Annotated in this window: 32 protein-coding genes; 9 read left to right on the top strand and 23 right to left on the bottom strand. The window is 57.3% G+C overall.

Features of this window, described 5'->3' with window-relative positions:
* Positions 1-35 precede the first annotated feature (35 nt).
* On the bottom strand, positions 36-854 hold the full coding sequence (locus ACR0IU_RS19450; RefSeq protein WP_480717391.1) for a DUF6473 family protein: 819 nt from the start codon (positions 852-854) through the stop codon (positions 36-38).
* 163 nt (positions 855-1,017) lie between these two features.
* Here ACR0IU_RS19450 and ACR0IU_RS19445 point away from each other — a divergent pair, with 163 nt between their 5' ends.
* Positions 1,018-1,893, top strand: a complete 876-nt coding sequence (locus tag ACR0IU_RS19445) for a 3-hydroxybutyryl-CoA dehydrogenase (RefSeq protein WP_010437724.1) — start codon at positions 1,018-1,020, stop codon at positions 1,891-1,893.
* Between the two features lie 79 nt (positions 1,894-1,972).
* On the opposite strand, the gene ACR0IU_RS19440 is transcribed toward ACR0IU_RS19445, so the two are convergent.
* Genes ACR0IU_RS19440 through ACR0IU_RS19410 form a run of 7 tightly spaced genes read right to left on the bottom strand, consistent with a single transcriptional unit; the run spans position 1,973 to position 7,381 of the window.
* The gene (locus ACR0IU_RS19440; protein WP_480717390.1) at positions 1,973-2,863 is read right to left on the bottom strand and encodes a lysophospholipid acyltransferase family protein; all 891 of its coding nucleotides are present in this window, start codon (positions 2,861-2,863) and stop codon (positions 1,973-1,975) included.
* 42 nt (positions 2,864-2,905) lie between these two features.
* Entirely contained in the window at positions 2,906-3,175 is a 270-nt protein-coding gene (locus tag ACR0IU_RS19435; protein ID WP_010437721.1) for an HPr family phosphocarrier protein, read from the bottom strand.
* A gap of 16 nt (positions 3,176-3,191) precedes the next feature.
* Positions 3,192-3,584 (bottom strand): PTS sugar transporter subunit IIA, encoded by a 393-nt coding sequence (locus ACR0IU_RS19430; RefSeq protein ID WP_010437720.1) that lies wholly within the window; start codon positions 3,582-3,584, stop codon positions 3,192-3,194.
* Entirely contained in the window at positions 3,581-4,462 is an 882-nt protein-coding gene (gene rapZ / locus ACR0IU_RS19425; protein WP_480717389.1) for an RNase adapter RapZ, read from the bottom strand. Before rapZ ends, ACR0IU_RS19430 begins: the two co-directional genes overlap by 4 nt.
* Positions 4,459-4,929: an HPr kinase/phosphorylase gene (locus ACR0IU_RS19420; protein ID WP_480717388.1), complete on the bottom strand. Its 471-nt coding sequence runs from the start codon at positions 4,927-4,929 to the stop codon at positions 4,459-4,461. Before ACR0IU_RS19420 ends, rapZ begins: the two co-directional genes overlap by 4 nt.
* Positions 4,930-4,932: 3 nt before the next feature.
* Positions 4,933-6,642, bottom strand: a complete 1,710-nt coding sequence (locus ACR0IU_RS19415; protein WP_480717387.1) for an ATP-binding protein — start codon at positions 6,640-6,642, stop codon at positions 4,933-4,935.
* Between the two features lie 34 nt (positions 6,643-6,676).
* Complete coding sequence (locus ACR0IU_RS19410) at positions 6,677-7,381, bottom strand: response regulator (protein ID WP_170475869.1); 705 nt, start codon at positions 7,379-7,381, stop codon at positions 6,677-6,679.
* A 344-nt stretch (positions 7,382-7,725) separates the two neighbouring features.
* Here ACR0IU_RS19410 and ACR0IU_RS19405 point away from each other — a divergent pair, with 344 nt between their 5' ends.
* The 3 genes from ACR0IU_RS19405 to ACR0IU_RS19395 all read left to right on the top strand — a co-directional run bounded on the left by ACR0IU_RS19405 (position 7,726) and on the right by ACR0IU_RS19395 (position 10,514).
* A complete protein-coding gene (locus ACR0IU_RS19405; RefSeq protein WP_480717386.1) occupies positions 7,726-9,324 on the top strand; it encodes a phosphoenolpyruvate carboxykinase in 1,599 nt (532 codons plus the stop codon).
* Between the two features lie 324 nt (positions 9,325-9,648).
* On the top strand, positions 9,649-9,939 hold the full coding sequence (locus ACR0IU_RS19400; protein ID WP_010437712.1) for a hypothetical protein: 291 nt from the start codon (positions 9,649-9,651) through the stop codon (positions 9,937-9,939).
* Positions 9,940-9,971: 32 nt separating this feature from the next.
* Positions 9,972-10,514 carry a hypothetical protein gene (locus ACR0IU_RS19395; protein WP_480717385.1) on the top strand — a complete coding sequence of 181 codons (543 nt, stop codon included), beginning with the start codon at positions 9,972-9,974 and terminating at the stop codon, positions 10,512-10,514.
* On the opposite strand, the gene ACR0IU_RS19390 is transcribed toward ACR0IU_RS19395, so the two are convergent.
* Positions 10,511-11,275 (bottom strand): sulfite exporter TauE/SafE family protein, encoded by a 765-nt coding sequence (locus ACR0IU_RS19390; RefSeq protein ID WP_480717384.1) that lies wholly within the window; start codon positions 11,273-11,275, stop codon positions 10,511-10,513. The two genes, ACR0IU_RS19395 and ACR0IU_RS19390, sit on opposite strands and share 4 nt — an antisense overlap.
* A gap of 144 nt (positions 11,276-11,419) precedes the next feature.
* On the opposite strand from ACR0IU_RS19390, the gene ACR0IU_RS19385 reads away from it, so the two are divergent.
* The 3 genes from ACR0IU_RS19385 (at position 11,420) to ACR0IU_RS19375 (ending at position 14,275) form a co-directional block, all read left to right on the top strand.
* Positions 11,420-13,111, top strand: a complete 1,692-nt coding sequence (locus ACR0IU_RS19385; RefSeq protein WP_480717383.1) for an acyl-CoA dehydrogenase family protein — start codon at positions 11,420-11,422, stop codon at positions 13,109-13,111.
* A gap of 216 nt (positions 13,112-13,327) precedes the next feature.
* On the top strand, positions 13,328-13,873 hold the full coding sequence (locus ACR0IU_RS19380) for a hypothetical protein (RefSeq protein ID WP_480717382.1): 546 nt from the start codon (positions 13,328-13,330) through the stop codon (positions 13,871-13,873).
* 12 nt (positions 13,874-13,885) lie between these two features.
* A complete protein-coding gene (locus tag ACR0IU_RS19375) occupies positions 13,886-14,275 on the top strand; it encodes an META domain-containing protein (protein ID WP_480717381.1) in 390 nt (129 codons plus the stop codon).
* On the opposite strand, the gene recO is transcribed toward ACR0IU_RS19375, so the two are convergent.
* Positions 14,259-14,984, bottom strand: coding sequence for a DNA repair protein RecO (recO, locus tag ACR0IU_RS19370; RefSeq protein ID WP_480717380.1), 726 nt, complete (start codon positions 14,982-14,984; stop codon positions 14,259-14,261). The two genes, ACR0IU_RS19375 and recO, sit on opposite strands and share 17 nt — an antisense overlap.
* 163 nt (positions 14,985-15,147) lie before the next feature.
* Here recO and ACR0IU_RS19365 point away from each other — a divergent pair, with 163 nt between their 5' ends.
* Positions 15,148-15,537: a VOC family protein gene (locus tag ACR0IU_RS19365; protein WP_010437704.1), complete on the top strand. Its 390-nt coding sequence runs from the start codon at positions 15,148-15,150 to the stop codon at positions 15,535-15,537.
* Positions 15,538-15,568: 31 nt separating this feature from the next.
* On the opposite strand, the gene ACR0IU_RS19360 is transcribed toward ACR0IU_RS19365, so the two are convergent.
* The 3 genes from ACR0IU_RS19360 to era form a co-directional block, all read right to left on the bottom strand.
* Positions 15,569-15,892: a SemiSWEET transporter gene (locus tag ACR0IU_RS19360; protein WP_170475855.1), complete on the bottom strand. Its 324-nt coding sequence runs from the start codon at positions 15,890-15,892 to the stop codon at positions 15,569-15,571.
* 111 nt (positions 15,893-16,003) lie between these two features.
* Entirely contained in the window at positions 16,004-16,333 is a 330-nt protein-coding gene (locus tag ACR0IU_RS19355) for a DUF1491 family protein (protein WP_480717379.1), read from the bottom strand.
* Complete coding sequence (era, locus tag ACR0IU_RS19350) at positions 16,330-17,238, bottom strand: GTPase Era (protein ID WP_480717378.1); 909 nt, start codon at positions 17,236-17,238, stop codon at positions 16,330-16,332. The genes ACR0IU_RS19355 and era overlap by 4 nt, the downstream gene beginning before the upstream one ends.
* 158 nt (positions 17,239-17,396) lie before the next feature.
* On the opposite strand from era, the gene ACR0IU_RS19345 reads away from it, so the two are divergent.
* The gene (locus ACR0IU_RS19345; protein ID WP_480717377.1) at positions 17,397-18,773 is read left to right on the top strand and encodes a multicopper oxidase family protein; all 1,377 of its coding nucleotides are present in this window, start codon (positions 17,397-17,399) and stop codon (positions 18,771-18,773) included.
* Between the two features lie 2 nt (positions 18,774-18,775).
* Here ACR0IU_RS19345 and ACR0IU_RS19340 read toward each other — a convergent pair whose 3' ends face one another.
* Genes ACR0IU_RS19340 through ACR0IU_RS19295 form a run of 10 tightly spaced genes read right to left on the bottom strand, consistent with a single transcriptional unit; the run spans position 18,776 to position 26,845 of the window.
* Entirely contained in the window at positions 18,776-19,288 is a 513-nt protein-coding gene (locus ACR0IU_RS19340) for a GNAT family N-acetyltransferase (protein WP_480717376.1), read from the bottom strand.
* A 19-nt stretch (positions 19,289-19,307) separates the two neighbouring features.
* Positions 19,308-19,985 carry a ribonuclease III gene (gene rnc, locus ACR0IU_RS19335; RefSeq protein WP_170771009.1) on the bottom strand — a complete coding sequence of 226 codons (678 nt, stop codon included), beginning with the start codon at positions 19,983-19,985 and terminating at the stop codon, positions 19,308-19,310.
* Positions 19,982-20,821, bottom strand: a complete 840-nt coding sequence (lepB, locus tag ACR0IU_RS19330; RefSeq protein ID WP_480717375.1) for a signal peptidase I — start codon at positions 20,819-20,821, stop codon at positions 19,982-19,984. Before lepB ends, rnc begins: the two co-directional genes overlap by 4 nt.
* 59 nt (positions 20,822-20,880) lie before the next feature.
* A complete protein-coding gene (gene acpS / locus ACR0IU_RS19325) occupies positions 20,881-21,300 on the bottom strand; it encodes a holo-ACP synthase (RefSeq protein WP_170771011.1) in 420 nt (139 codons plus the stop codon).
* A gap of 1 nt (position 21,301) precedes the next feature.
* The gene (locus ACR0IU_RS19320; RefSeq protein ID WP_480717374.1) at positions 21,302-22,279 is read right to left on the bottom strand and encodes an NADPH:quinone reductase; all 978 of its coding nucleotides are present in this window, start codon (positions 22,277-22,279) and stop codon (positions 21,302-21,304) included.
* Between the two features lie 16 nt (positions 22,280-22,295).
* Entirely contained in the window at positions 22,296-22,622 is a 327-nt protein-coding gene (locus ACR0IU_RS19315) for a Dabb family protein (protein ID WP_480717373.1), read from the bottom strand.
* 16 nt (positions 22,623-22,638) lie between these two features.
* Complete coding sequence (locus ACR0IU_RS19310; RefSeq protein ID WP_170771017.1) at positions 22,639-23,262, bottom strand: LysE family translocator; 624 nt, start codon at positions 23,260-23,262, stop codon at positions 22,639-22,641.
* On the bottom strand, positions 23,259-24,005 hold the full coding sequence (locus ACR0IU_RS19305; protein ID WP_170543051.1) for a pyridoxine 5'-phosphate synthase: 747 nt from the start codon (positions 24,003-24,005) through the stop codon (positions 23,259-23,261). The genes ACR0IU_RS19310 and ACR0IU_RS19305 overlap by 4 nt, the downstream gene beginning before the upstream one ends.
* The gene (locus ACR0IU_RS19300) at positions 23,998-24,696 is read right to left on the bottom strand and encodes a DUF2062 domain-containing protein (protein WP_010437684.1); all 699 of its coding nucleotides are present in this window, start codon (positions 24,694-24,696) and stop codon (positions 23,998-24,000) included. The genes ACR0IU_RS19305 and ACR0IU_RS19300 overlap by 8 nt, the downstream gene beginning before the upstream one ends.
* Before the next feature lie 16 nt (positions 24,697-24,712).
* Positions 24,713-26,845 (bottom strand): RelA/SpoT family protein, encoded by a 2,133-nt coding sequence (locus ACR0IU_RS19295; protein ID WP_480717372.1) that lies wholly within the window; start codon positions 26,843-26,845, stop codon positions 24,713-24,715.
* Between the last annotated feature and the right edge of the window lie 5 nt (positions 26,846-26,850).

Below are 26,850 nucleotides of genomic sequence, written 5' to 3'. Positions count from 1 at the left end.
ATTTCTATGAGGCCCGCCATTGGCGGGCCTTTTCTCTAAACACCCAAGTCTCTGATCGCACGGGTCAAAGCGTCTGCGATTCTGCGATGTGTGGCAGGGCCGATCATATGTTCAGCAATTGGCTGCTGCAGAGTGCCAAATAACATATCCTCAAGCTCATCGGATGCGCCTGATACCTGCACATGCAGAGTAATGAGGCCTGCGCTTTGAGGCACCAACACTTCGACACTCGATCTATCCAACGTAACCGGATCATCCGATACCGAGCCCAGCGCGTGATGATCTGCTCTCAATTCGAGCAACATAACCGGAGGCTTAACTTTGCGCAGAAAAGTACCGAGCCTTTCAACCCAACCTTTACGCAGCTCTTGCTCAACCATCTCAAAGCGCGCATCTGTATGCGCCTTCAAACGGCTCAACAGATGACGAACAAAGTGGACATTGGTGAAGTCCATTTCGGGATACAACCCCACCAATACCGATGTTGGTGCAACGAAACGGTCATTACGACGAGGATGAACTCGATAGAACCGGTTGGTCTGGCCCAGCAAACCAGGCAACTGCAAAACACAAAGCTCTGACCGGTTCGCGAGTTCGAGCAGCCCGGCATCTCGTGTTAACGAATCGAGGCCACAAAACAGACTACCAAAGTTGAGACACCGGCGCTGTAGGCGGTGATCGAGTATTGAGGGATACGGTGCCTCAACAAAACGACCAAATGTCTCCTCGCCCCCGAAGCACGCCACGTAAGGCCTCTCCAAAGCTCTTTGCGGACCTCTATATCGCAATTTCGAGGTCCCATAGGTGCACGATGTTTCAACGGAACCATCCGCGTTGATTGATTGATAGCTCATCACACTCACCCAAATTTTCACCCAACTGCCATTTTGCCGCCGCAAGTCTTGCGAAAATCCTAATGCGCGCATTTGAAGCGAATTTGATCGGGCCGATCCCCTTGCCGCCCGCGCCGAAGTGCCGATAATGTCGCCCGTATCCTGCGAACAAGGACATCAGAATATGGACGTAAAATCAGTCGGAGTGATCGGCGCTGGACAAATGGGCAATGGGATCGCTCATGTGATGGCGCTGGCAGAGTATGATGTTCTTCTGAACGATATCAGCCAGGATGCCCTAGATGGTGCAATCTCGACAATCGAAACTAATCTGGTGCGGCAAGCGTCGCGCGGCAAGATATCAGACGAGGCGGTAAAAGCCGCCTTGGGGCGGATCACCACGACCCTAAACCTACCGGATCTGGGGCAGACCGACCTTGTGATCGAAGCTGCAACCGAGCGGGAAACGGTGAAGCAGGCGATCTTTGAGGATCTGCTGCCTCATTTGCAGCCTCACACAATACTGACCTCGAATACATCTTCGATTTCCATCACCCGGTTGGCCAGCCGTACGGATCGGCCTGAACGCTTCATGGGGTTTCATTTCATGAACCCGGTGCCAGTGATGCAATTGGTCGAATTGATCCGGGGTATTGCCACGGATGAGGCAACGTTCAACGCCTGCAAGGCTGTTGTGGACCGATTGGGAAAGACCTCAGCCAGCGCCGAGGATTTTCCGGCCTTTATCGTCAATCGGATCCTGATGCCGATGATCAATGAGGCGGTCTACACGCTTTATGAAGGCGTCGGCAGCGTTCAGTCCATCGACCAATCCATGAAGCTGGGCGCCAATCACCCTATGGGGCCGCTGGAGCTCGCGGATTTCATTGGCCTAGATACGTGTCTTGCGATCATGAATGTGCTGCACGATGGTCTGGCTGATACCAAGTATCGTCCATGCCCGCTGCTGACGAAATATGTCGAGGCTGGTTGGCTGGGGCGCAAGACCGAACGAGGGTTCTACGATTACCGCGGTGAAGTTCCGGTTCCGACGCGATAGTGCATAAGAGGGCCAGCCAACTCTTGAGCCTGCGGCTCAATTCACTCCCGAGATATTTATGGCCAGATGAAGAGACGGATCAGTGTTTGCCCAGTGCAAGCGTGTGATCGCGGAGCCAAGCCATGAAACCACGCGGGTCGCGTTCCAAAAGCGCCATATCTTCTTCTGAAATCGGGTCGCCTATAACTGGAGACTGCGGCTTGTTACAGGAGCGAACAATTTCGTGCAGTAAAAGACCTTGGCGAAGTATAGGCGAAAGCCGATTGGCGATCTGGTACCAACGAGAGTTGCTGCCGGGGAAGAAGATCGGCACCACTTTTGCGCCCGAGCGGCGGATCATCTTGGCAGTAAAGACGTTCCACTCCCGCTCGATCGCAGGGCCGAACCAATCATCCGATGACATCACAACACCTGAAGGGAACAGAGCGACTACGCCGCCATCGGCCAGGTGCTTCATCGTCTTGCTGCGCATTTCAAGCATCTTGGCCTGCGCATCGGGGTCGTGCGGGAACGGCACCGGGATCATGAACGAGGTTGCTGCCTCATCCAAACCGGTCAGAACCGAACGGGTCAGAATACGATAATCACTACGAACCTGACCTATGAGTTCGGCAAGGATCATGCCATCAACCATGCCGTGCGGGTGGTTGGCGACAACCACAACCGGACCCCCTTTTGGGATACGGGCGATCTGTTCGGCGGGGGTCGTGAGGTTGATGCCCATAATTTTGAGCGCACCGCCCCAGAATTTCTGGCCCCGGTAATGTTCGTTCTGCTTTTCGAACTTGTTGACCATACGCAGAATGGTCAGCTTGCCGGTACACCATTCGATCGCGCGAATGGCGGTGGACGTCCAGGCATCGTCAAACGAGTTGGCGTAGGTCAGCGTTCTGCGGTCGTAGATTTCACCCTGGTCGGTGTCTTGATCTGCGACTGGGCCGGTCTTTGTTTCGTGCGTGGTTTCCGCCAATTGCCTGGTCTTTCCGTCCTTGATATCGTCGCAGTTACGCTATCAGAACCCTTCGCCGAACTTGTCGTTCACCAGGGTTTCCAACGCTTCTGCCAACGCCTCAGCATCCGGGCCGGACGTCTCGACGTCAATAGTAGTTCCGCGCGACGCTGCCAACATCAAAAGGCCCATGATACTGTCACCCGAGGCAGAAAGCCCGTCGCGCGACACCTCGGCACGTGCGTCAAAGCCTTCGACCACCTCAACCAGCTTGGCTGAGGCGCGGGCATGTAGGCCTTTTTCATTTATTATTTTCAAACTCTTGGTCGTCATATGATTGTATCCGGTATCAATCCAGCGTCACATTTTGCGCATTGATGTATTTTCGACCAGCTTCCAGTGCTAAACGCACGGCTTCGGCCAGCGGCAGATGGCGACTTTTGGCCAGTTTAATGAGCATCGGTAGGTTAGCTCCGTAAAGGATTCGCCGATCCTGCGGTGCACACGCACGTAAGCTGAGATTCGAGGGGCTGCCGCCATACAGGTCGGTCACAACGACAACGCCATCGCCCATATCGACCTTGTCAGCAGCACGACATATCTCAGCTTGTTTTGCCTCGCGATCATGATCAGCTTCGATCGGGATAGCCACCAACCCGGGCTGTTTTCCAACTACATGTTGTGTGGCCGCAAGATATTCGCGCGCCAAACCGCCATGTGCAACAATTACGATCCCGATCACTTCGGCCTCACATTCAATGCGCGTCGTTCCATTTCGCGGTGCCTAATTGCCACCTGCTGGCCCCCTTCCGCAAGGGCCTTTGCAACCGCTTCGGCCACAGCGACCGAGCGATGTTGCCCTCCGGTGCACCCGAAGGCGATCGAGAGGTGCGCCTTACCTTCTTCACGGAACGCGGGAAGCAATTCGATCAACAGATCAACAACCCGATCAAAGAATGCCTCAAAGTTCGGATCTGACCGAACATAGGCTGCCACATCCGAATTTCGCCCATCGGCATCACGCAGTTCAGGCCGCCAATAGGGATTGGTCAAAAACCTGCAATCAAACACCATATCCAAACCACGCGGCAAACCCCGTTTGTACGAGAAGGATTCGATCGAAACCGCCAGATGACGCCCCCCCTTAGGGGCGAACCAGCGCTCGACTTCCTCGCGCAACTGGTGAACATTCAGCGTTCGGGTATCGATCAGCGTATCGGCAACCTCGCGAATGGGGGCCAGCAGTTCTTTTTCCTGCCGGATGCCCGTTTCCGGACTGGCATCCGCAGCGACCGGGTGGCGGCGGCGTGTTTCCGAGAACCGGCGCAGCAGCACTTCGTCGCTGCAATCCAGATAGAGAATCGTGAGGTCGACATCTTCCATCCTGCCCAGTTTGGCGGCAAGTTCGATGAACCCGATGGTCGAAAAATCACGATTGCGCGTATCGATACCCAAGGCCATTGGGCGCGTCGGCTCTGAGCTGTCCACCAGACGAACCAGCAAACCCATTGGTAGATTATCAATCGCCTCAAATCCAAGATCTTCTAGTACGTGAATCGCGGTCGAACGCCCGGCCCCAGAGGGGCCCGTAACCAATACGACGCGCGTTTGTGCTGTCATGAATTCGGCCATTCCGGGGCCACGCGCCCCATTCTCACAAGTTGCATTAGTCCTGCGGCCAAATTGGGCACCCCAGCGCCCCGAAGCAAGGGAACAGTTCGCTTCAGCACGCAAACGTCAAAAGGCTCGGGCAAACGCACCGAAACTGTTTGATCCAGATCCACGATATACGCCAACGGGACGGGGCCCACGCTAGCGGCCCGTAACAACCCAATACCACGCGCCTCAATCAAACCTTTGATTGGCGCGACTGCATTTGCCACAACCTGATCGTTCTGCACAAACATATCGACCCGGTCATCTCCAACCAGCTGAGCACCCAGCGCCATCATCTGCAACGCCAGCCCAGATTTTCCTGCACCCGAAGCACCAACGATCAACACCCCAGCGCCTTGCACCGCCACGCAAGTGGCGTGAATGCAAGCCGTCTTTTGATCTGCGATATCCTGGAGCGGGATCGCGTTCATGGTCTAGACAGGAAGCCCGACCACAAACCGTGCGCCCAGCGGGTCCGAAGTGATATCGGCTTCGGTCGGGCGAATGTTTTCGGCCCAGATTACTCCACCATGCGCCTCGACGATCTGCTTCGAAATTGCCAAGCCGAGGCCCGAGTTGTTGCCGAAATGCTCTTCGGGGCGTTGTGAATAAAAGCGTTTGAATATCTTGGTCAGAGCCTGATCAGGGATGCCCGGGCCGGTATCTTCAACGACAACCAGCACACGATTGTCGCGACGGCGGACCCAGACGCGAATGGCGTCATTGTCTTCGCAGAAGGAAATCGCGTTGGTGATCAGATTGACAAAAACCTGTGCCAATCGCGCCTCGAGCCCGTTGACCACGATGGGCCCTGCCGGAAAATCAGTGATGTAGTCGATCCCCTTCGAACGTGCGTCTTCACCCAGAAATTGGCTGATATTGCCAAGTAGATTGAGCAGATCAAAGGGCTGCTCTTCTTCTTTTACTAGCTCCGCATCCAGCCGGGACGCGTTCGAGATGTCACTGACAAGACGGTCCAGTCGCCGCACGTCATGTTCGATAACACCTAGCAATTTTTCGCGCTGGTCATCACGTTTTACCATGCGCATGGTTCCGACGGCAGATTGCAAACTGGCGAGAGGGTTTTTGATTTCATGAGCAACATCCGCCGCAAACTGTTCATTTGCGTCGATGCGGTTGTAAAGCGCGGTGACCATCCCGCGCAAAGCTTTGCTTAGGCGACCAATCTCATCCGGTCGGGCGCTGAGATCGGGGATACGGATACGGCCCGGATTTACCCCCGCACCCCGATCCTTGCCCATCTCAGCAGCGGCGGCCAGATCTGCCAGCGGGTTCGCAATGGTTGACGCCAGAACAAGGCTCAGACCGATTGAGACCAGCAATGCAACGACAAACATCTGAAGGATGCGCTCTTGCTCTTTTCGGGCCAGCGCATCGATCTCACCTGCAGGGCCTGCCATGGCGACAGCACCAACCGGTACGTCTTCGACAAGAATTGGCGCCACGGCCACAATAACCGTCTTGCCCATGTCGTCCTGAACGGCCTGTACTTGCAGGCGACCATCCAACGCCTGCGGGATCAATTGTTGCACACGTTGCGCCAGTGTTGGCGCTTCAACATCTGTCCTGCTGCTAAAAATGGCAGACAAACCATTCCAAACCGCATTGAGCGCATCGCTGATCAAAGTGCTGCCCGAGACGGTGTCAGCTTCCTGTTGCAGCAGGCTTGGCAGTTCTGAACCTGGCGACACCCCGCGTGTCCAACCGATCAGAGTCCCTGTATTATCATATACAAAAACTTCACCACCCTCGGGAAGGCTAAGCCCGGACAGGGTATCTCGCACGTCCAGCGTTGCGGCACCATTTACCGAAGGTTGTCGCAGTTGGGTTTCAAATACGTTGCTGACGAGCTGTGCATCCCCAACCAAATCGACCGCCGTCTGCTGAACACGCTCTTTGCGCGTGTCGTCCAGATACAGCAAACCCGCCACCAGAATGACCAGGGCGATCAGGTTGAACGTAATGATCCTGCGTGCCAGAGGCGAATAGCGCAACGTAAGCAGGTTTCGCCGCGATCGCTTGGCTTGCAGTTCCGCAGACTCGGAATCTTGGGGAATGACCCAGTCATCCCCCAATACGACATCCGCGTCGCGTTCTTGGTTGGCTTGTTCAGTATCGCGCACGAGACCCCTTCGCCTTCTTCACAAACGGCCGCGCCTATTCTTCGTTGTAACGATATCCGATACCATACAGCGTTTCGATCGCCGAAAAATCCGGATCAGCGGCCCGCATCTTCTTGCGCAGGCGTTTGATATGGCTGTCGATGGTCCTGTCATCCACATAGACCTGATCATCATAAGCGACATCCATCAACTGATCACGGCTTTTTACAAATCCCGGACGTTGTGCCAGTGCCTGCAGCAACAGGAATTCGGTTACAGTCAGAGAGACATCATTGCCTTTCCAGCTTACCGCATGGCGCAGCGGGTCCATCCGCAGCTCACCGCGTTCCATTACCTTTGTGTCCCCGGTCGCAGCGCTGGTTGCATCCCCTTCTACCGCTTCCTGACGACGCAGCAGCGCCCGGATGCGCTCGACCAGAAGGCGTTGCGAGAACGGTTTCTTTACATAGTCATCTGCGCCCATCCGAAGGCCCAGAACCTCGTCGATTTCATCATCTTTTGAGGTCAGGAAGATAACCGGCATCTGCGTTTTCTGCCTGAGCCTCTGTAGCAGATCCATGCCGTCCATCCGCGGCATCTTGATATCCAAAACGGCCATATCCGGAAGTTTCTTATTGAACGCATCCAGCGCTGCCTGCCCATCATTATATGTTTCGACCTCAAAACCTTCGGCTTCGAGGGTCATGGATACTGACGTCAGGATATTTCTGTCGTCATCCACAAGTGCAATCTTTGACATCGGGTTCACCCCTATTCCTGCTCACTCGCGCAATAATACGCTTTTTTGTAAGACATTGTTGGCGGTTTTGAGCAACCGAATCAACTCGTAACCTCGAATCATGCCATTCTTGCGGCAGGTATGCGGCAAATTTGCCTTGCTGCGCCCAAATAGCTGCCTTGATTTACAGCAGACAAATCGTGATGGCGCTAAACCTCAACTTGGTTGCGCTAACTCCTGCCAACCCTCCTGTTCATGTCCCAAAATACCGTGATAAGAGGCGCTTGACCGCCGGCTTTTTCCGGTATCCGCCCCAATGGCGCACCCGGCCCTAGGCCCTCGCGCCGCCAAAGGAGAAGACACACATGACATCTGGACGGGTTAACCCGCAATTCCGCCTCGAAGATCAGGGCATCGAGGGTCTGGGCAATGTCTATTACAACTTCATGGAACCGGCGCTGATCGAAGAAGCGCTCAAGCGCGGCGAAGGCACCCTTGGCAATGGCGGCGCATTTCTGGTCACCACCGGCAAGTTCACTGGCCGCTCGCCAAAGGACAAGCACGTCGTCAAGACCGACAGCGTCGCCGACAGCATCTGGTGGGAAAACAATGCCGCGATGAGCCCCGAAGGCTTTGATGCGCTGTACGATGATATGCTGGCCCATATGAAAGGCCGCGATTACTTTGTGCAGGACCTCGTGGGCGGTGCCGATCCCAGCTATTCGATCAATGTGCGTATGGTCACTGAGTTGGCTTGGCACAATCTGTTCATCCGCCACCTGCTGCGCCGCCCGGATCGCGAGGATCTGGATGAGTTCATTGCCGATTTCACTGTCATCAATTGCCCCAGCTTTCAGGCCGACCCGGCGAAGCACAGCTGCCGCAGCGAGACGGTGATTGCGATGAACTTCGATCGCAAGCTGATCCTGATCGGCGGCACCGAATATGCTGGCGAGAACAAGAAGTCGGTCTTCACCCTACTGAACTACATGCTGCCCGAAAAAGGCGTGATGCCGATGCACTGCTCGGCCAACCATGCGGTCGGCAACCCGGTCGACACCGCCGTGTTCTTCGGCCTGTCCGGCACCGGCAAAACCACCCTCTCCGCCGACCCGTCGCGCACATTGATCGGCGATGACGAACACGGCTGGTCGGATCGAGGCACTTTCAACTTCGAAGGCGGTTGCTATGCCAAGACGATCAACCTGAACGCCGAGGCCGAGCCGGAAATCTACGCGACCACCTCGAAATTCGGCACCGTGATCGAGAATATGGTCTTCGATGCTGAGACCAAAGAACTCGATTTCAATGACGATTCTTTGACCGCAAACATGCGCTGCGCTTATCCGTTGGAGTACATTTCGAACGCCTCCAGCAACGCCCTAGGTGGACATCCCAAAAACATCATCATGCTGACCTGCGATGCGTTTGGTGTTCTGCCACCGATCGCTCGGCTGACCCCTGCGCAGGCAATGTACCACTTCCTTTCTGGCTTTACCTCGAAGGTGGCCGGAACAGAGCGCGGCATCACCGAGCCTCAGCCGACCTTCTCTACCTGCTTTGGTGCGCCCTTCATGCCGCGCCGCCCCGAAGCCTATGGCAACTTGCTGCGCGACAAGATTGCCCAGCACGGGGCAACCTGCTGGTTGGTCAACACCGGTTGGACAGGTGGTGCCTATGGCGTTGGCAGTCGGATGCCGATCAAGGCCACTCGCGCCCTGCTGACGGCAGCACTTGAAGGATCACTGACTGACGCCGAGTTCCGCAAAGACGCCAATTTCGGATTTGACGTGCCTGTCTCGGTACCGGGAGTGCCCGAAGTGCTACTGGACCCGCGTCGCACCTGGGACGATCAGAAAGCGTTCGACAAGCAAGCGGAAAAGCTGGTGCAGATGTTTGCCGAAAATTTCGAACAATATCTGCCCTTCATTGATGAAGATATCAAAGCCGTTGCAATCGGCTGATTAGAAATGGGGGCCCTAGCCGCCCCCATTTCACTTTGGATTACGCAGCGGCAGCCCAATCTAACAAACAAGTTCATTGCGAGAACGCGTCATCTGCGCTATCGCAAAATACCGATGAAGAGATGGTACCGATGTTTTCTGCAGCGGCGACCATTGAAATTGGACAGTTGGGCGACCCGGGCGATTCCACTCTCAACACGCTTCGGGCCGCACTTGAAAGTGGCGATTACTTCCACATGGGGATGGTGTCGGATAGATGTGTTTCAAAGGTCCTAGCCTTTCGACGTGCCTCGGTCTGACACGGTAGTAGATAATAGGCAAGTTATGACTGAAATTTCAAAACTCACCGAACTGCGCAAACTGATGCAGAGCATGGAACGCACCTTGGGGCTAGAAGAATTGTCCCCGGTCGAGCGGGACATCTATTATGCCGCGGAAGAGTTGTCGAAAAGCAATACCGAAGTGCGCACCTTCGGCCTGATCGAGCATACGCTGGTCAAAAGCGTTTCTCGTCCGACCTTTTTCCGCGCCCTCAAGTCTTTGGTTCAAAAGGGCTATCTTTCGCAAAGCGGAAGTGCCAATCGTGGACGGTATTTGGTTCATGCACCCAGGTGATTGCTGCCTGAAATCTGAAAACGGCTAATCCCGTGAACAGATGGGCCTCTAACACCTTCTTTGCCTCTTTGGCCTATGTTGCCGCATCACTCGTTACATTCGAGATTCTGATGCCGCTTCAGAACGAATTTTTTCCCGCATACCCCAGCCACGCCAGCCTGTTGTTCCTGCCGCATGGCGTGCGGGTTCTGGCCGCATGGTTACTGGGGTGGCGGGCAATTTTTGCACTTTTGCCCGGCGTCTTTGTTGTCTTTGCAATGGTGGGTGGGTGGGACGTTTTCCTGCCCAGCAGATTGCTGGCAATTGCCATAGCTGTAACAATCGTGCCCGCCGTGTTTTACGCGTGCAAAGCGGTAGGATGGGATCTTTTTCCACGCGCTGATCGCAATCCCTGCTGGCCCTGCGTGATGGGAGTTGGGATTGTCACTTCGGTTTTGGTTTCAATCCTGACCAACACGGCCTTTGGCAGTACAACTGCCGAATACGTCGCGTTTCTGATTGGCGACATCTCAGGCTTGTTCTTTTTGATGTTGGGTCTCTATTTCGCGTTCCGTTTTGCTGAAAGGCGTGGTTAACCCAACAGTCCGCGCCTGAGCAAATTCAATCCGGCGATCAACAGAACCAACAGTGTAAGTTTGCGAAACTGGGTCTGATCAATCCGGTCCTGAAGGAACAGACCTCCTCGCATGCCTACAAGGGCCGGAAGAACCAGCATGGCAGAGAACAATGCCGTTTCACCCCTCAGAACACCTGAGCCCAAATGCGCGGCCACCAGGGCCACTGCCCCTAGGCCATAAATCACGCCCTGAACACGCATCTGATCTTTCTTGGGTGTATTCAACGCCGTCAAATAGGCCACAGTTGGTGGCCCCCATACGCCAGAGATACCCCCGACCGCCCCTGCTACAGCGCCCACCATCGCCTCGATCCCGACAGAGGGTGCCTTCAACGTTAGTCTGAGCCCAAGTATCTGAATCAGGGCAAAGAAGGTTATCGGCACGCCGAGCACCAGTAGGAAATCCTGAGGTGTCAAAATATTTATCAATTGAGCACTCGCCAGCAGGCAGACTAACCCAACTGCCAGAAATACACGGAATTTACGAACCGATACCGCTGCGGCGGCCACGCCTTCCCGCAAGGCCTGTACACCATTAGTAACAAGGGTCGGCAGGATTAGGCCTGCCAACGCAAATTCGGGGGGCAGCATCATACTCAGCCCGGATATCAGCACCATTGGCATAGCAAATCCCACCATGCCTTTGACCCACCCCGCCACAAAAGCGACGATCAACGCTAGGTACATTTCCTGCGGTGAAATGAGCGAAAACAGATCCATCTGCCCTTCATATCAGGCCGAGATTTTTCTGCATTGCAAAAGTGATATGGTAATAATTGAACTTTTTATGTGCTATTTGCGTATTTTTGTTGCGCTGCATGTGCAGCATGATATGACCAGACGACCCAGTAAAGGACGTGATTCATGGCCCATGATGGACAGGACTTGACGAACATGATGCAGCAAGCGGTATTACCTGATCTTCTGACATTGACTGCAGCGGCCTTACCGGCGGTCGAAACTGTGTTCGACGAGGCCCGTGCATCGGTGCGTGCCATGGTCACTAGCGATGACCGCATCTCGGGCGCGTTGATCGAAGCAAACCAGACAGCCGCTCATGGTTTGGCATGGCTGGCAACTTACCGGCAATCTTTGCAGCAGATGCAACGCTGGGCCGAGGCACTTCAAGCTGAAGGTAAGTTCAGCGAGATGGAGCAGTTGCTGCACCAGATCGCCTTTGGCGAATACCTGCATCAGATCGCGGGTGGCATTCCGATGAATCAGGGTGAGGTAGTGCGTTTGCAGGACCTTGGTCTTGGCTGGGAAGCCTTGTCCGGGTTCCAGTGCCATGAAGTGCAAACCCTGATGGCGCAGGCCAATTCTCAGGCCGCGCGCACGCGTCTGGTTGAGCTTATGCAGGATCAATCCGGTGCAACCATGTTTGGCGCTTCGGGTCTGGACGAAGAGTTGGAGATGATCCGTGATCAGTTCCGCCGTTATGCGCAGGAAAAGGTCGAGCCCAACGCCCATGAATGGCACCTGAAAGACGAATTGATCCCAATTGAAATCATCGAAGAACTGGCCGAAATGGGCGTGTTCGGCCTGACCATCCCCGAGAAATTCGGCGGCTTCGGCCTGTCCAAAGCGTCGATGTGCGTGGTCTCGGAAGAGCTTTCGCGCGGTTATATCGGCGTGGGCTCATTGGGCACGCGGTCCGAGATAGCGGCTGAACTGATCATCGCGGGCGGCACAGATGAGCAAAAAGCTAACTGGCTGCCGAAACTTGCCAGTGCTGAGATCCTGCCGACCGCCGTTTTCACTGAGCCCAACACAGGATCGGATCTGGGCAGCCTGCGCACGCGTGCCGTTAAGGGTGAAGATGGCAACTATAAAATAACAGGCAATAAAACATGGATCACCCACGCCGCCCGCACGCATGTGATGACCCTACTGGCGCGTACCAACCCTGATAGCTCCGATCACCGTGGTCTGTCCATGTTTCTGGCTGAAAAGACCCCCGGAACCGATGAGAACCCCTTCCCCACACCCGGTATGACAGGCGGCGAGATCGAAGTGCTGGGCTATCGTGGCATGAAAGAATACGAGCTGGGCTTCGACGGCTTTGAAGTGAAGGGGGAGAACCTGTTAGGTGGCGAAGAAGGCAAAGGTTTCAAACAGTTGATGGAGACCTTCGAGAGCGCCCGCATCCAGACCGCCGCCCGCGCCATCGGCGTCGCTCAGAGCGCTTTGGACATCGCCATGCAATACGCACAAGATAGAAAGCAGTTCGGCAAGGCGCTGATCAACTTCCCCCGCGTCTCGGGCAAGCTGGCGATGATGGCGGTTGAGATCATGATCGCACGGCAGCTCACTTATTTCTCTGCATGGGAAAAAGACCACGGTCAGCGCTGCGACCTTGAGGCGGGGATGGCCAAACTGCTGGGGGCCCGGGTTGCCTGGGCTGCGGCGGATAACGGGTTGCAGATTCACGGCGGTAACGGCTTCGCGCTGGAATATAAAATTAGCCGCGTGCTTTGTGACGCACGCATCCTAAATATCTTTGAAGGCGCCGCAGAAATACAGGCGCAAGTCATCGCGCGTCGATTGCTGGGCTGACGCCCGGTTTGATGCGGTTTCCCCAACTTAACCCGGCCTTGTGCCGGGTTTTCTTTATCTTCCGTGTTGTACAGGCGCCAAGGCGCAAATGTTCCGAGTTGTACTACCTGGCTTTGTGATCGTCTGGGCAAAACTTCCCCCTCGGATCGGGGGCCGGAATCAGTTAAAGGGCGGTGAACGGAACCGGCACCTATGTCGGCCAGAGGAGACTCGAGCGTGAAGATCATCATTTCAATTTTGGCCACCTGCCTGGCCCTTGCCGGGTGCGCCTCGGCCCCGACAACGACGGGCTCGAATGACGTCGACAAACTGACGCTGGCCATTCAGCAGCTTGGTCCCGAGGTTGATCCACGCGAAGCCCGCCGCGCCGCCGAGATATCCTATGCCTATTCCAGCCAATTGAAGCAGGACTGGAACGTCACCGATCCGGCGATCATCCACAACGCAAAGGTCATAAATGGGTTTCGTGAGAAGGGCCTATGTAATGACTGGGCGCAAGCCATGACCACGCGACTAAAACAAGAGAGTTTCCGCACGCTGGATTTGCACTGGGTTACCTCCCCGCCGACGGCGTTTCGGATCATTCATCATTCGGCCCTGATCAGCGCCAAGGGTAATCCCATGGACGAGGGCATCATCCTCGACCCGTGGCGCAACAGCGGGGTGTTGTTCTGGGCGCCCGTGCGCGAGGATACCAAGTACAACTGGCGGCCCCGTCTTGAAGTGCGCGAAGAATTAATCAGCGGCGTGAACCCCTACTGATAGGATATTGCAATGTTACGTCTGGCCCTGCTTCTGCCTCTGGCCTTGTTTCAATGCGACGAGGATGAAACCGTTGCCGCCTATGGCGCGGCGGATCAGACATGGGCACTGCAGGAAATTGACGGAGAGCCGTTCGAAGCCAGCGCATTGCTGCGCTTTCCCGAAGAGGGGCGTATCGAAGGCAATGCCCCCTGCAACACTTATTCGGGCAAGCTGAATGCCCCCTACCCTTGGTTCGAGATCGCCGATCTGGCTGCCACCCGCGCAGCCTGTGCCGGGCTTGAGGCCGAAGGGTTTTACTTCGCTGCACTGATGGCGATGACACAATCCGAGGTATCCGGCGATGTGCTGATCCTGCGCAACGAGGACGGGCACGAGATGGTATTCAAAGCCGCCGAGTAAACTGCCCCACAAACCGCGCTCGTGCGTCCGGCAGAGGGGTGTGGCCCAGCGACGGGGCGAGATGGTTCTCCAGAAAATACCCTGTTGTGCGCAGGGCATCAGCAATCTCGGCATCCGAGGCCGTGCCTTCGCCGCGCAGGCAGGGAGGTAACGGCAGCAGCTTATCGGCCCACTCCCCTGCCCCCGCTGCACTGACCGCGCGACCGGTTTTGGGCGAGACATAAATCAGCCCCTCATGCACGCCGGTCACAGCACAGGTCGACAGATCGAGGCCAAAGCCCAGCTCTTCCAGCAGCGCCAGTTCCCAGCGCAAATAAGCAAGTGGCCAAACCTCATCCTGTCCCAACAAATCCATCAACTGTTCGGTTTGCTTATAAATCGAGGGGTGTGGCTCGCGCTCGGGAAGGCAGAAGGACAATAACGCCACCACCGCGTTCAGTCCGGCCAGTGCCAACCGACCTGAAAATGCAGCGGCGGCACGGGAACGCAGGGGTTCGATCTGAAAAGTGCCCAGATGCTCTTCAAGCCGCGCACGCCAAAGTACGTCCAACTGCGCCCCCGGTTGCAAGATCGGCGCGATCTTGCGGCTAGTGCCCCCGCGCACAATACCTGCATGGCGGCCATGAGTTTCGGTAAAAACCTCGATAATGGCCGCCGTCTCACCATGGCGGCGAGAGGTCAGAAGTATGCCGTGATCACGCCAATCCAATTTCGGCCTCGTTAGGTCACCAGATATGCCTGCAGGAAATCTTATGGCCGTTGCAGGTTCAAAGTACAAATAAGTCTGGTCGGATCAGTAGGAAAAACCGGTTGCGTGAGGTGGGTTCAGAGACTAATGTTCGCTATATGTTCTAATTACTGGGATTTAAGAAATGTCTCTGAACTATGTCATGATCGGCTCAAATGATGTTGCCAAAGCACGCAGCTACTACGACGCGGTTGTCCCTCAGTTAGGTGGGAAAGTAATCGCCGAATACATGCCACATGCAGTTTGCTATGAGCTGCGCGGTGGCGGCAGCATGTGGGTCGCAACGCCCTTCGACAAAGAGGTTGCAACTGTGGGAAACGGCAACATGGTTGGCCTGTTATGTCAAAGCGAAGCGGAAGTACGTGAGGTGCACGCCGCCGCTATTGCCAATGGCGGTACTAACGAGGGCGATCCGGGTGAACGCCCGCAATATGGACCGAACTTCTACGGCGCCTATGCCCGCGACCCGGATGGGAACAAAATGAGCTTCGTCTATTTTAGTGAGGCAGACTAATCAAGTTGTCGCCAACTGCATGGCGGGGTTGCTAGAATGTGACCCCGGCATGGATTAGGATGCCGATGACCATCATCAGGTTCAAGATCATGGAAAGGCCGTTGCCCACATAGATGGGCAGCTTGCCGACCACCAGCCCGTAAGCGAACCACAAAAACGACAGCCCCGCATAAAGCGACCACGAGAGCAGCGACTGGCCGGTGGCGTGTTCGGAATGGGTAAAATAAAGCTTGATCAGTTGCGGTAATGTAGCGAAGGGGCCGACCACACCGATGAAGACCATAAAGCCCTCGAACCGCTGCATCCAATGGCCGAGATTTGACTTTTCCAGTTTCTGGGCAAGTGTTTCAGCCACTCGATTCCCCTCCTGTTCCTGCGGCACCCGATAGGCGGGTCGTTCGTTCAGCCTGTTTCAGAGCAAAATAGTCGCTTTGTGCCGGGCATCCAAGATCAATTGCTGGGCGCGCTAGTCCAAACCTTCTTCACCCAGTAAGTGCCTGCCTTGCCGGTCTTCAACCTCGATTACCCAGAGATCAGGGTCAAAACTGCGTTGGCGGGTGATGACGTTGTCCACGTCGCCCTCGGGGCCGGAAGAGAGTTCCACCCATTTACGCTCACCGCTCATCAGATCAAAACTGCGCTGAAACGCGTTGGCCTGCCCGTCAAGCGTATTCAGCTTGACCAGCACCGCGCCGGCGGTGTCGTCACCATGGGCCACGACAAAGGCTGGTATTTCCTGAAACCGCAGCCGCGCCAGATAGGCATGCACCCAGAATTCCGCCGTCAGTCGGGTCATCCGTTACCGTCTTTGAAATCCAGACCCATTTCCGAATAACGCTCGGATTCTTCCAGCCAGTTGGGCCGGACCTTCACCTGTAGGAACAGGTGGATCTTTCGGTCGAGGAATTCTTCTAGTTCCGCCCGTGCGGCCTGACTGACAGCCTTGATCGTCTCACCGCGTTTGCCCAGCACAATGCCTTTGTGACCGTCGCGCATGACATAGATGACCTGATCAATCTTGGCCGAGCCATCCTTTCGCTCTTCCCAGTTCTCGGTCTCGACGGTCAGCTGATAGGGCAGTTCCTGATGCAGGCGCAGGGTCAGTTTCTCGCGCGTCATCTCAGCGGCGATCATGCGCAGGGGCAAATCAGCGATCTGGTCTTCGGGGTAGAGCCACGGGCCTTCGGGCAGTTTCGAGGCCAGCCATTTGCGCAGATCGTCAACACCGTGGCCTTTCTCGGCCGAGATCATGAAGGTCTCGGTAAAGGGATAGCGCGCGTTCAGATCACTGGTCAGGGCCAACAGCTTTTCGGAGGGCACCTTGTCGATCTTGTTGATCGCCAGTGCGATGGTGCGGCCCTGCCCGATCTCTTCCAGCCCTTCGAGAATGCGTTCGACGCCTTCGGTGATGCCACGATGTGCTTCGACCATCAGCACGACCACATCGGCATCGGCGGCACCACCCCACGCGGCGGCGACCATGGCGCGGTCCAGGCGGCGGCGGGGCTTGAACAAACCCGGCGTATCGACAAAGACCAGTTGCGCATCGCCCTCCATCGCGACGCCGCGAATGCGGGCGCGGGTGGTCTGCACCTTATGCGTCACGATCGAGACCTTGGCCCCGACCATGCGGTTCAGAAGGGTGGATTTGCCTGCGTTGGGCTCTCCGATCAGGGCGATAAATCCGGCGCGTGTGCTCATGTGTCCTGCGATCCTGTTTGCAAGTGCGCACCCCTATAGCAGAACGCTTGCCTGGGCCAGAGGGATTTGTCGCATTGCGGTCATGCGTCTGGGGTGGCACCAATGCGCTGTGCCACGCCAAATCCAGCCAGGCGCTCATCCTTTCAGTGAGGCAAGATATGAGACGTCGCGAGTTTCTTTTAGGCAGCGGGGCTGCTGCAGGTGCGTTGGGTCTAGGTGGGTTCGCTTTGGCATCAAACCCGCAAGAGCTGGTGATCCAGCCCGCAAGTTTTGCCCTGCGCGATCAGGTGACGGACGGTATGGTCAGCCTGTCCCCAAACGCGCCGCCTCCGGTACTGTATGGCAAGCAAGGCGAGGTGATGCGGCTGAAGGTGCGCAATACCCTGTCCGATTACACAGCGATGCATTGGCACGGGCTGCGCATTCCCAATGGGATGGATGGGGTGCCTTACCTGACCCAGATGCCGATCGGGGAAGGTGAGGCATTCGACTATGAATTCACACCTCCGGATGCGGGGACCTATTGGTACCATCCCCATTGCATGACAATGGAGCAGATGGCCCACGGGTTGACCGGTATTATGGTGATTGCCGAGGCTGAAGACCCCGGTTTCGACAGCGAGCAGGTGATCAATCTGCGCGATTTTAGGCTGGATGACACGGGTGCGTTCCTACCCGCTTATACGCAGCGCGGAGCCGCGCGCGCAGGCACATTCGGCAATGAGCACACGGCGAACTGGCTGCAAGCGCCGGTCTATGATCACGCCGCCGGAGGGCTGGTGCGGTTGCGCGTGGTCAACACCGATACGACCCGGATTTACAAACTGAACCTCGATACTGCCGAAGCCCGGATCATCGCATGGGACGGGCATCCGGTGGATGCAGACGTGCCGCTGCCCAGCGTTGAGGAGCCGTTGCTGCTTGGCCCCGGCCAGCGTGTCGATTTCGCGTTGAAGATGCCCGGGGCTGAAGGGCAGACCGTGAACCTGATGGCCAAGCTGCCGGGGCAGCCTTTGCGGGCGATGGCCGGGTTACGCGCGGTTGGGGTATCTGTCGCGCGGGATATGCGTGAACTGAAACCGCTGGCTAAGAACCCCATTGCACGGCCCGATCTGAGCAAGGCCGAGTTGCACGAGTTTGTCTTTGGTTGGACGCCAGAAGGCGGAGAACCCAATAATGGCTTTTGTGGCTCTTTGGGTTATAACTTCTGGTCGATTAACCGGATGCCGTGGCCGGGCGACGCGGCGCTGGATTTGGGGCCTCTGGCCACTTTGCAGATGGGCAAAAGCTATGTTCTGCGGTTGCGGAATGAATCCCCCAACCTGCATCCGATCCATCTGCACGGTCTGACATTCATGCCTATCAAATCGAACCTGCGCAAGCTGCCACCGTTGATGACGGACACGATGTTGCTGTTAAAGGATGAGGTGGTCGAGATCGCCCTGGTCGCGGATAATCCGGGCGATTGGGCGTTTCATTGCCATGTGATCGAACATCAGAAAACCGGTCTGACCGGGTTCATTCGCGTGGTTTGATCTTACGGCGAAGTGTTCAACGCCAGTACATGGTTCGGGTAGGCTTGGTCCCCGATACGGAAATCCGTGACACCGACCTGCTGGAACCCTTTGGCTAGATAGAAATCGATTGCGGTCGTGTTCTCAGAATTGGTCGTCAGCCAAATCGACTGACGCCCTTTTTCACGGGTGTAGTCGATCGCGATGTTCAGCAGCGCTGAGCCGACGCCTTTTCCTTGATGGCGGGGCTGGACGTAAAACGTCACTATCTCAAGGTCGGACAGCCCGTCCACAGGTGCGATGCGATCTTCCGCCAGCCGAATGTATCCGTCGATCCCCTCTTCGTTTTCAGAGACCATCAAAAGGTCTTGGCCGTCCTGCAACAAGGCTTCGAACCGCGCGGTCGTGAACTCGGACAGTGCGAATTCGGCAAAGAAGGAATTCACGCCGCGCTTTAGGTAGGTTCCGACCCAGACCTCAATCGACAGGGCCGCGAGGCTGGCAGCATCCGCTTTCTGGGCGGGTCTGATCTTCATGATCTGGCCGCGCAGAGGATCAAGACAAATGTTCCAACAGAGCCTTTGCCGCTGCCTGTTCTGCCTGCCGTTTGGAGCCAGCGGTAGCTTGTGCCTCGGTCCCGTCCTGCAGTCGCGCGGCGATGGTGAAGATCGGGGCGTGGTCGGGGCCAGTGCGTTTGACTTCGACGTAAGCTGGCGGCTTCTGACCGCGGGCCTGCGCCCATTCCTGCAACGAGGTTTTGGCGTCGCGCGCGTCAGCCTCGACCTTGTGGATGCGGTCGCCCCAGAGGGCGAGGATCACGTCTCGGGCGGCCTCGAACCCTGCGTCGCGATAGATGGCAGCTATGACCGCCTCCATCGCGTCGCCCAGAAGGGCCTGTTTGCGACGGCCCCCGGAGAGCATCTCGGACCGGCCCAATTTCAGGACTGCCCCCAGATCGATCTGGCGGGCCACATCAGCACAGGCCTCTTTGCGCACGAGCGCATTGAACCGGGGAGCCAGCTGGCCTTCGGAGGCTTTTCTGTCCGCCTCAAGCAGTGCTGTGGCCATGACGAGACCCAGCACCCGGTCGCCCAGAAATTCCAGCCTTTGGTTGTCGGGGCGCGTGGCAGAAGACACTGAGCCGTGGGTCAACGCGCGCACCAACAGTTCGGGGTCGGAAAACTCATACCCCAAGCGTTTCTGGAACGCCTTTATCTCGGCCGATAGCTTCAATTGACCGCCTTGAAGAAGCGATCACCGCGCCATGTCCAGAAGAACAGCATCGAGCGACCTGCGGACGAGAACATGATCCGGTCGGCGCGTCCGATCAGGTTTTCGAAAGGTACAAAACCCACGCCGCCTGCGGATTGTGGCAGGCGGCTGTCAGCCGAGTTGTCGCGGTTGTCGCCCATGAAGAAAAGGTGGCCTTCAGGCACAATGTAGATGCCAGTGTTGTCCGAACCCTGACTACCGATATTCAGCACATCATAGGAGACGCCGTTCGGCAGGGTTTCGATCAGGCGAGACTTTTCGCACAAACCACCGATACCCACGGGGCCGTTTTCACAGCGCGGGCGCAGACCTTGCGGGCCCTGCGGTTCGGCGATCTCGGTGAACACGCCGTCAGGCTGCTGAGGCACCGGCGTGTCATTCAGAATGATCTGGCCCTGACGAATTTGGATGCGGTCGCCCGGCAAGCCGATCAGGCGTTTGATATAGTCACGGCCAGTGATGGGATGGCGGAAGACGATGACATCACCCCGCTCAGGTTCACTGCCCAGAATGCGAGTGTTTTCATCGCCCTGCATCCAGCCACAGATATCTTCGGCATCAATGTTTAGACCGACGCTGGGGATGATCAGGCTGGGGCAGGAAGCGTAGGAGTATCCGTAAGCCATCTTGTTGACGAAGAGGAAGTCTCCGATCAACAACGTCTGCTTCATCGAACCGGAGGGAATCCAGAACGGCTGAAAGAAAAGCGTGCGGAAAACGCCCGCGATCAGCAGGGCGTAGACGATGGTTTTGATCGTCTCCCAAACGGCGTTTCCGGATTTGGCTTCCTCGGCCATACTGCTCTCTCCAGTCTATGCGTGGTTGGGGTGCTACATGCGTGTCAGGTGGGGGCAAGTCAAGGCTGCGCGGGCGCTTCTTGAAGCGGGCGAGCCTCGATCACCACAAAGGCCTGCGCCCAGGGGTGATCATCGGTAAGGGTGACGTGAATGATGGCCTCATGCCCTTCGGGGGTTAGTTCTTTCAGGCGCTCGGCGGCCCAGCCGGTGACATGCATGACGGGTTGGCCTGTGCGCAGGTTGGTCACCGCCATGTCCTTCCACGCGATGCCCATGCGTAGACCGGTGCCCAAGGCTTTCGAGCACGCCTCTTTCGCGGCCCAGCGCTTGGCATAGGTTCCAGCGGTGTCAGCGCGGCGTTCGGCCTTGCGCTGCTCGGTCTCAGTGAAAACGCGGTTGCGGAATCGGTCGCCGAACCGGTCAAGTGTGCCTTGGATACGGTCGATATTGGCGAGGTCGGTTCCGATTCCGAGGATCATGTCAAACCTCCAACACCACAGTACCCAGCTTCTGCCCGGCCTCGACCATAGCATGTGATTTTGCGGCCTCGCTGAGGCCTCCACCGCGGACTACGGCATGGGACAGTGCGCCTTGGTCCAGCCACTGGCCTAGCTGCGTCTCGCCACGACGGCGGGCGGCGGGGTCGAGTTGGTAGACGATCAGCATATGCAGGCGGATGTTCTTGAACATGAAGCCGTAGAAATCCAGTTCCGGCTTCATTTGCGAGGCAGAGGCATAACTGGCGATGGTGCCGCCGGGGCGGATCATCGAAAGGGAAGCGGGCTGGTTGGCGGCGAAATCGACCTCGACGATGCGGTCTACGCCTGCACCGCTGGTCATGTCCATCACCGCCTCAACCACATCCTGCGTGCGGTAGTTGACCCACTCTGCCGCGCCGGAGTGGGCCGCTTTTTCATCTGAACTGACGGTGGTGATAACGCGCGCGCCGCCCAGCGCTGCCATCTGGCAGGCGTAGCGCCCGACCGTGCCAGCTCCGCCGGTGACAAGCACGGTTTTGTCGGTGATGGAGCCGTCGCAATAGAGCGCGTACCACGCAGTCATGGCAGGGATGCCAAAACACGCGCCTTCGGCAAAGCTGGTGGTGTCGGGCAGAAACACAGCCTGATCGGCAGGCAGCGCGATGTATTCGGCCCCGGTGCCCAAGGCGCGTTGCCATTGGCCGTTCCAGATCCAGACACGTTCGCCGACGCGCGCGGGATCGACCCCTTCGCCTACGGCCTCAATCACGCCGGCTCCGTCCGAGTGGGGGACGACCAGCGGGTATTGCATCACCGCGCCCGGACGCGCGCCGCTGCGCAGCTTGACATCTGAGGGGTTGATGCCGCTGGCGTGGACTCGGACCAGAACGTCGCCTGCGCCCGGCTCAGGCGTGGGCAGCTCGACCAACTCAAGGACATCCGCCGCCGCACCGAATCTGCGATAGGTGATTGCTTTCATGACAGTCCCTCGTCTCCTATTGGTCAACCGTGTCAGGCATTTCCAGATCGAACACCAAGACGCCCTCGGCCCCGTCCACGCACAGCGCGACAAGCCGTGCGCCAAGTTGCTGGTGAGTTTCGTCACTGGCATAACGCCGCAGGTCGACCTCAGCCGCGAAATCCAGCGTGAAGCCGTAGGGATAGCCCGGGGATTTTGCCTCAAAGTCGCGATTTGGGCCGTGGATGAAGCCACCGCAGCCCGGCAAGCGGTCTGCGACCGCGCTCAGCCCATCCATCACTGCGGCAAGCTCTACCGCGTCATGATCGGGCCTGAGGCGCAGCATCACGCAATGTCGGATCATCCTTGCACCCCAGAGGTCATGACAAGCGCACCGTGAGGATCTTGTAGCTGGCGACGCCAAAGAAGCCCGCGAAGGCGAAATCAAACCAACGGCGGGCGCGGCGATAGGCGTTGACCATGCGTGCAGAGGAGAACAGGAAAGCGTAGCCGATGAAGATCAGCAGCGACCCTGCATAGAGCATGGCGAAATAGCCCAGCAGCATAGCAAGGCTCGCATCGTTGGGCGCGACGATGGCGTAGATCGAGCCCCAGCTCAGGATCGCCTTTGGATTGGTCAAGTGGATCGCCGCCCCTTTGGCGAAGATGGTGGACAGAGTGCCGGTGACCGGGTTGCCCAAAGCAACCTCATCCGAGGACAGCGCGCGGCGCAGGGCCTTGAACGCCAGCCAGCCCAGATAAGCGACGCCGATATAGCGGATCACCTCAAACACCCAGACATTGGCCAGCATGATCGCAGACAACCCCAAAGCTGCGGCAATCCCCCACGCAGCAGAACCCGCACAGATACCCAGCGCAAAGGTCAGACCTGCGGTGCGGCCCTCATTCATCGCAGTACCCGCGATGCCCATCGTGGCAGGGCCCGGAGAGCCCCCAGCCATCAGCCAGGCAATCCAGATCGCCACAAAACCAGGGGTGATCATGCCCGCGCCTCGTCCATCAGGCGGCGCATTTCGTGGACCGCTGGTGTAAGGCCGCGGAAGATGGACTCGCCGATCAGGAAGTGGCCGATATTCAGCTCGCGCACTTCGGGGAAGGCGGCGACGGGTTGCACGGTTTCATAGGTCAGGCCGTGGCCTGCGTGGACCTCAAGGCCTAGTGAATGGGCATAGGCGGACATTTCGCGCAGGGCTTCGAGCTCGCGCGCGGATTCGTCCGGTTTGCCCTCGGCATGGAAATCGCAATAGGCGCCGGTGTGCAGCTCGATCACCTCGGCCCCGATGCGATGGGCGGCGTCGATCTGGCGCTGATCTGCGGCGATGAAAATTGACACGCGGCAACCGGCATCGCGCAGCGGCGCAATGAAATGGGCCAGCTTGTTTTCTTCGCGCGCAACTTCGAGCCCGCCTTCGGTTGTGCGTTCCTCGCGCTTTTCTGGAACGATGCAGACAGCGTGTGGCTTATGGCGCAGGGCGATTTTCTGCATCTCGTCCGTCGCGGCCATCTCGAAGTTCAGCGGTACCGACAAGATGTCCATCAACCCGTCGATATCGGCATCCGAGATGTGGCGGCGATCTTCTCGCAGATGTGCTGTGATGCCATCGGCCCCGGCCTCTTCCGCGATCCGGGCGGCGCGTAGTGGGTCGGGATAGGCCCCGCCGCGCGCATTCCGCACGGTGGCTACGTGGTCGATATTCACGCCCAGACGCAAACGGTTGTCAGACATCTTTCGAATCCTTCATTGTCCCTGAAGACGAGCCTAGTGGGTTTGTCACTGAAACGTCAGCCTCTGCCTGTGCCAAACGTTTGATTTGTTCAAACTTTGCTTTGATCCGGGAGCGGCGGCGCTGCTGGTATGTGCGGATCAGCGGCAGGCTGAGATAGCCGCAGACAACACCGGCCACAATGCCCGGAATGACACCGCCAACCATGTATGGAAAGAACACATCGTCATAGAAGCGGCTGAGCCCATGCCAGTCAGCTTCGCGACCGGTGAACATCGCAATGCAATTGTCTTTGAGATCACCCATTGCATCGGCGAACTTCCCCATCAACCCGTGCGTGTCGTGCTCACGATATCGGGTACCCAACAGGAAATGCCCGGTTTGCAAGCTCACCACCCCGATCGGCACATAGGTCAGAGGATTGCCGAAGAATGTTCCGCTGAGGGCAGCCAATATGTTGCCATTGAGCAATCGAGCCAGCACAGCGGCGACAAGAAAATGCAAACCATAAAATGGTGTAAACGAGGCAAAAACCCCTGCCCCGATGCCACGCGCGATGCGTTCAGGGGTGTCAGGCAGGCGGCGCACCCGATGTTTGACATAGTGAAAGGCACGGGTCCAACCACCGCGCGGATAGACAAACTCTGACGCGACTTGGACAGGCGAGCGGCGATCTCGGCGCTTGAAAACCACTCGTGATCACCCCTTCTTAGCCAGCCGCGACGACGGTTTTCTTGCTTTCCCGATACCGTTCGACCGCGGCGACATCGCTTTCCGCCTCAAGCATAAGCATCAGCGAATGCAGTTGTTCAAGATCGCGCAGTTCAACGTTGATCATCAGACGGTAAAAATCCGGTTTTCGGTCGACAAATTCGAGGTTCGAGATATTGGCCTTTTTCTCTCCGATCAATGTGCAAATACGCCCCAGTACCCCGGCATCGTTACCGATAGTCAGATCAAGCGTCGCTCCATAGACAGCCGGGTGTGTGCCCGCATGCCAGTGCAGATCGACCCAGCGCTCGGGTTCATTTTCGAACTCGGTCAGACGGTCGCAGTCGATGGCGTGCACCTCAACGCCCCTGCCGCGATATGTGATGCCAACGATGCGTTCACCCGGCAATGGCTGGCAACAAGGCGCACGGTCGAATTTCTGGCCGGGCTCAAGCCCGATCACAGCGCGGCGGGGCGAGATGGCGTCGCCATCGTCCTTGGTGAGTTCGGGGTAAACGGCTTCGACCACCTCGTGCGCGGTCAACTCGGCGCTGCCCAAACGGGCCAACAATTCGTGTCGGTCTTTCAACCGCAGGTGTTTTGCAGCCGTATCCAGTGCCTTGTCGGTGGCCTTACGGCCGACGTTTTCAAACCCTGCGCGAGCCAGTTCTTTACCCAGCTTGATAAAGCGTTCCCGGTCAACCTCACGCAAGGCGCGGCGGATCGAGGTGCGGGCCTTACCGGTGACGGCGATCTCAAGCCATGTGACCTGTGGGCTCTGACCATCAGCGGTGATGATATCCACCGATTGTCCGTTCTTGAGTCGGGTCCAAAGCGGCACACGAATTCCATCCACCTTGGCCCCAACACATGCATGGCCGATACGGGTGTGGATCGCATAAGCAAAATCGATCGGTGTTGCCCCGCGCGGCAATTTCACCACGTCGCCCTTAGGGGTGAAACAGAACACCTGGTCCGAATACATTTCGAGCTTGACCGCTTCGAGGAAGTCTTCGTGATCATCCTCGCTGTCGAACTGTTCAGTCAGGTTTGCGATCCATTTTGCTGGGTCCACGGCAAAAGGGTTTTCGGACCGGACACCATCGCGATAGGACCAGTGCGCTGCCACGCCGGTTTCGGCAACGTCGTGCATCTGGCGGGTGCGGATCTGAACCTCGACCCGTTTACCGTCGCGCCCGGACACAGTCGTGTGGATCGAGCGATAACCGTTCGATTTCGGCTGGCTGATATAGTCCTTGAACCGTCCCGGCACCGCGCGCCAACGCTGGTGGATCGCGCCGAGGGTGCGATAGCAGTCTTCCTCAGACCCGGTAATGATACGGAACCCATAGATGTCGGACAGGCGCGAGAAGCCTTGGTCTTTCTCCTGCATCTTGCGCCAGATCGAATAGGGTTTCTTGGCACGGCCAAAGACTTCGGCCTCGATCCCGGCTTTTTCCAGCTCGTGCCGCATGTCGCCGGTGATGCGGTGGATCACGTCGCCGGTTTCACGCTGCAAGGTGATGAAGCGGCGGATGATCGACTGGCGGCCTTCGGGATTCAGGACACGAAAGGCGAGATCTTCCAGTTCCTCGCGCATCCATTGCATCCCCATGCGACCCGCAAGCGGTGCGTAGATATCCATCGTCTCGCGCGCTTTTTGCACCTGCTTTTCGGGGCGCATCGCCTTGATGGTGCGCATATTGTGCAGACGGTCGGCGAGCTTGACCAGAATGACCCTCAGGTCCTTGGACATGGCCATGAACAATTTGCGGAAGTTTTCGGCCTGCTTGGTCTCGCGGCTGGAAAGCTGTAGGTTGGTCAGCTTGGTGACGCCATCGACCAGCTTGGCGACCTCATCGCCGAACAGTTCGGAAACCTTGCCATAGCTGGCCTTGGTGTCTTCGATCGTGTCGTGCAGCAGGGCCGTTATGATGGTCGCATCATCCAGACGCTGTTCGGTCAGGATGGCGGCAACGGCAACAGGGTGCGAGAAATAGGGCTCGCCCGAGTGGCGGAACTGTCCTTCATGCATCTGAAGGCCAAATTCGTAGGCCCTTTCGATGCGCTCGGCATTTGTCTTGGGGTTGTAATTGCGGACCAGCGCAATCAGGTCTTCTGCTGAAATCATCCGGT

This window comes from Ruegeria sp. CL5 (assembly GCF_056536485.1).
This window is presented reverse-complemented; position numbering and strand designations above follow the sequence as displayed.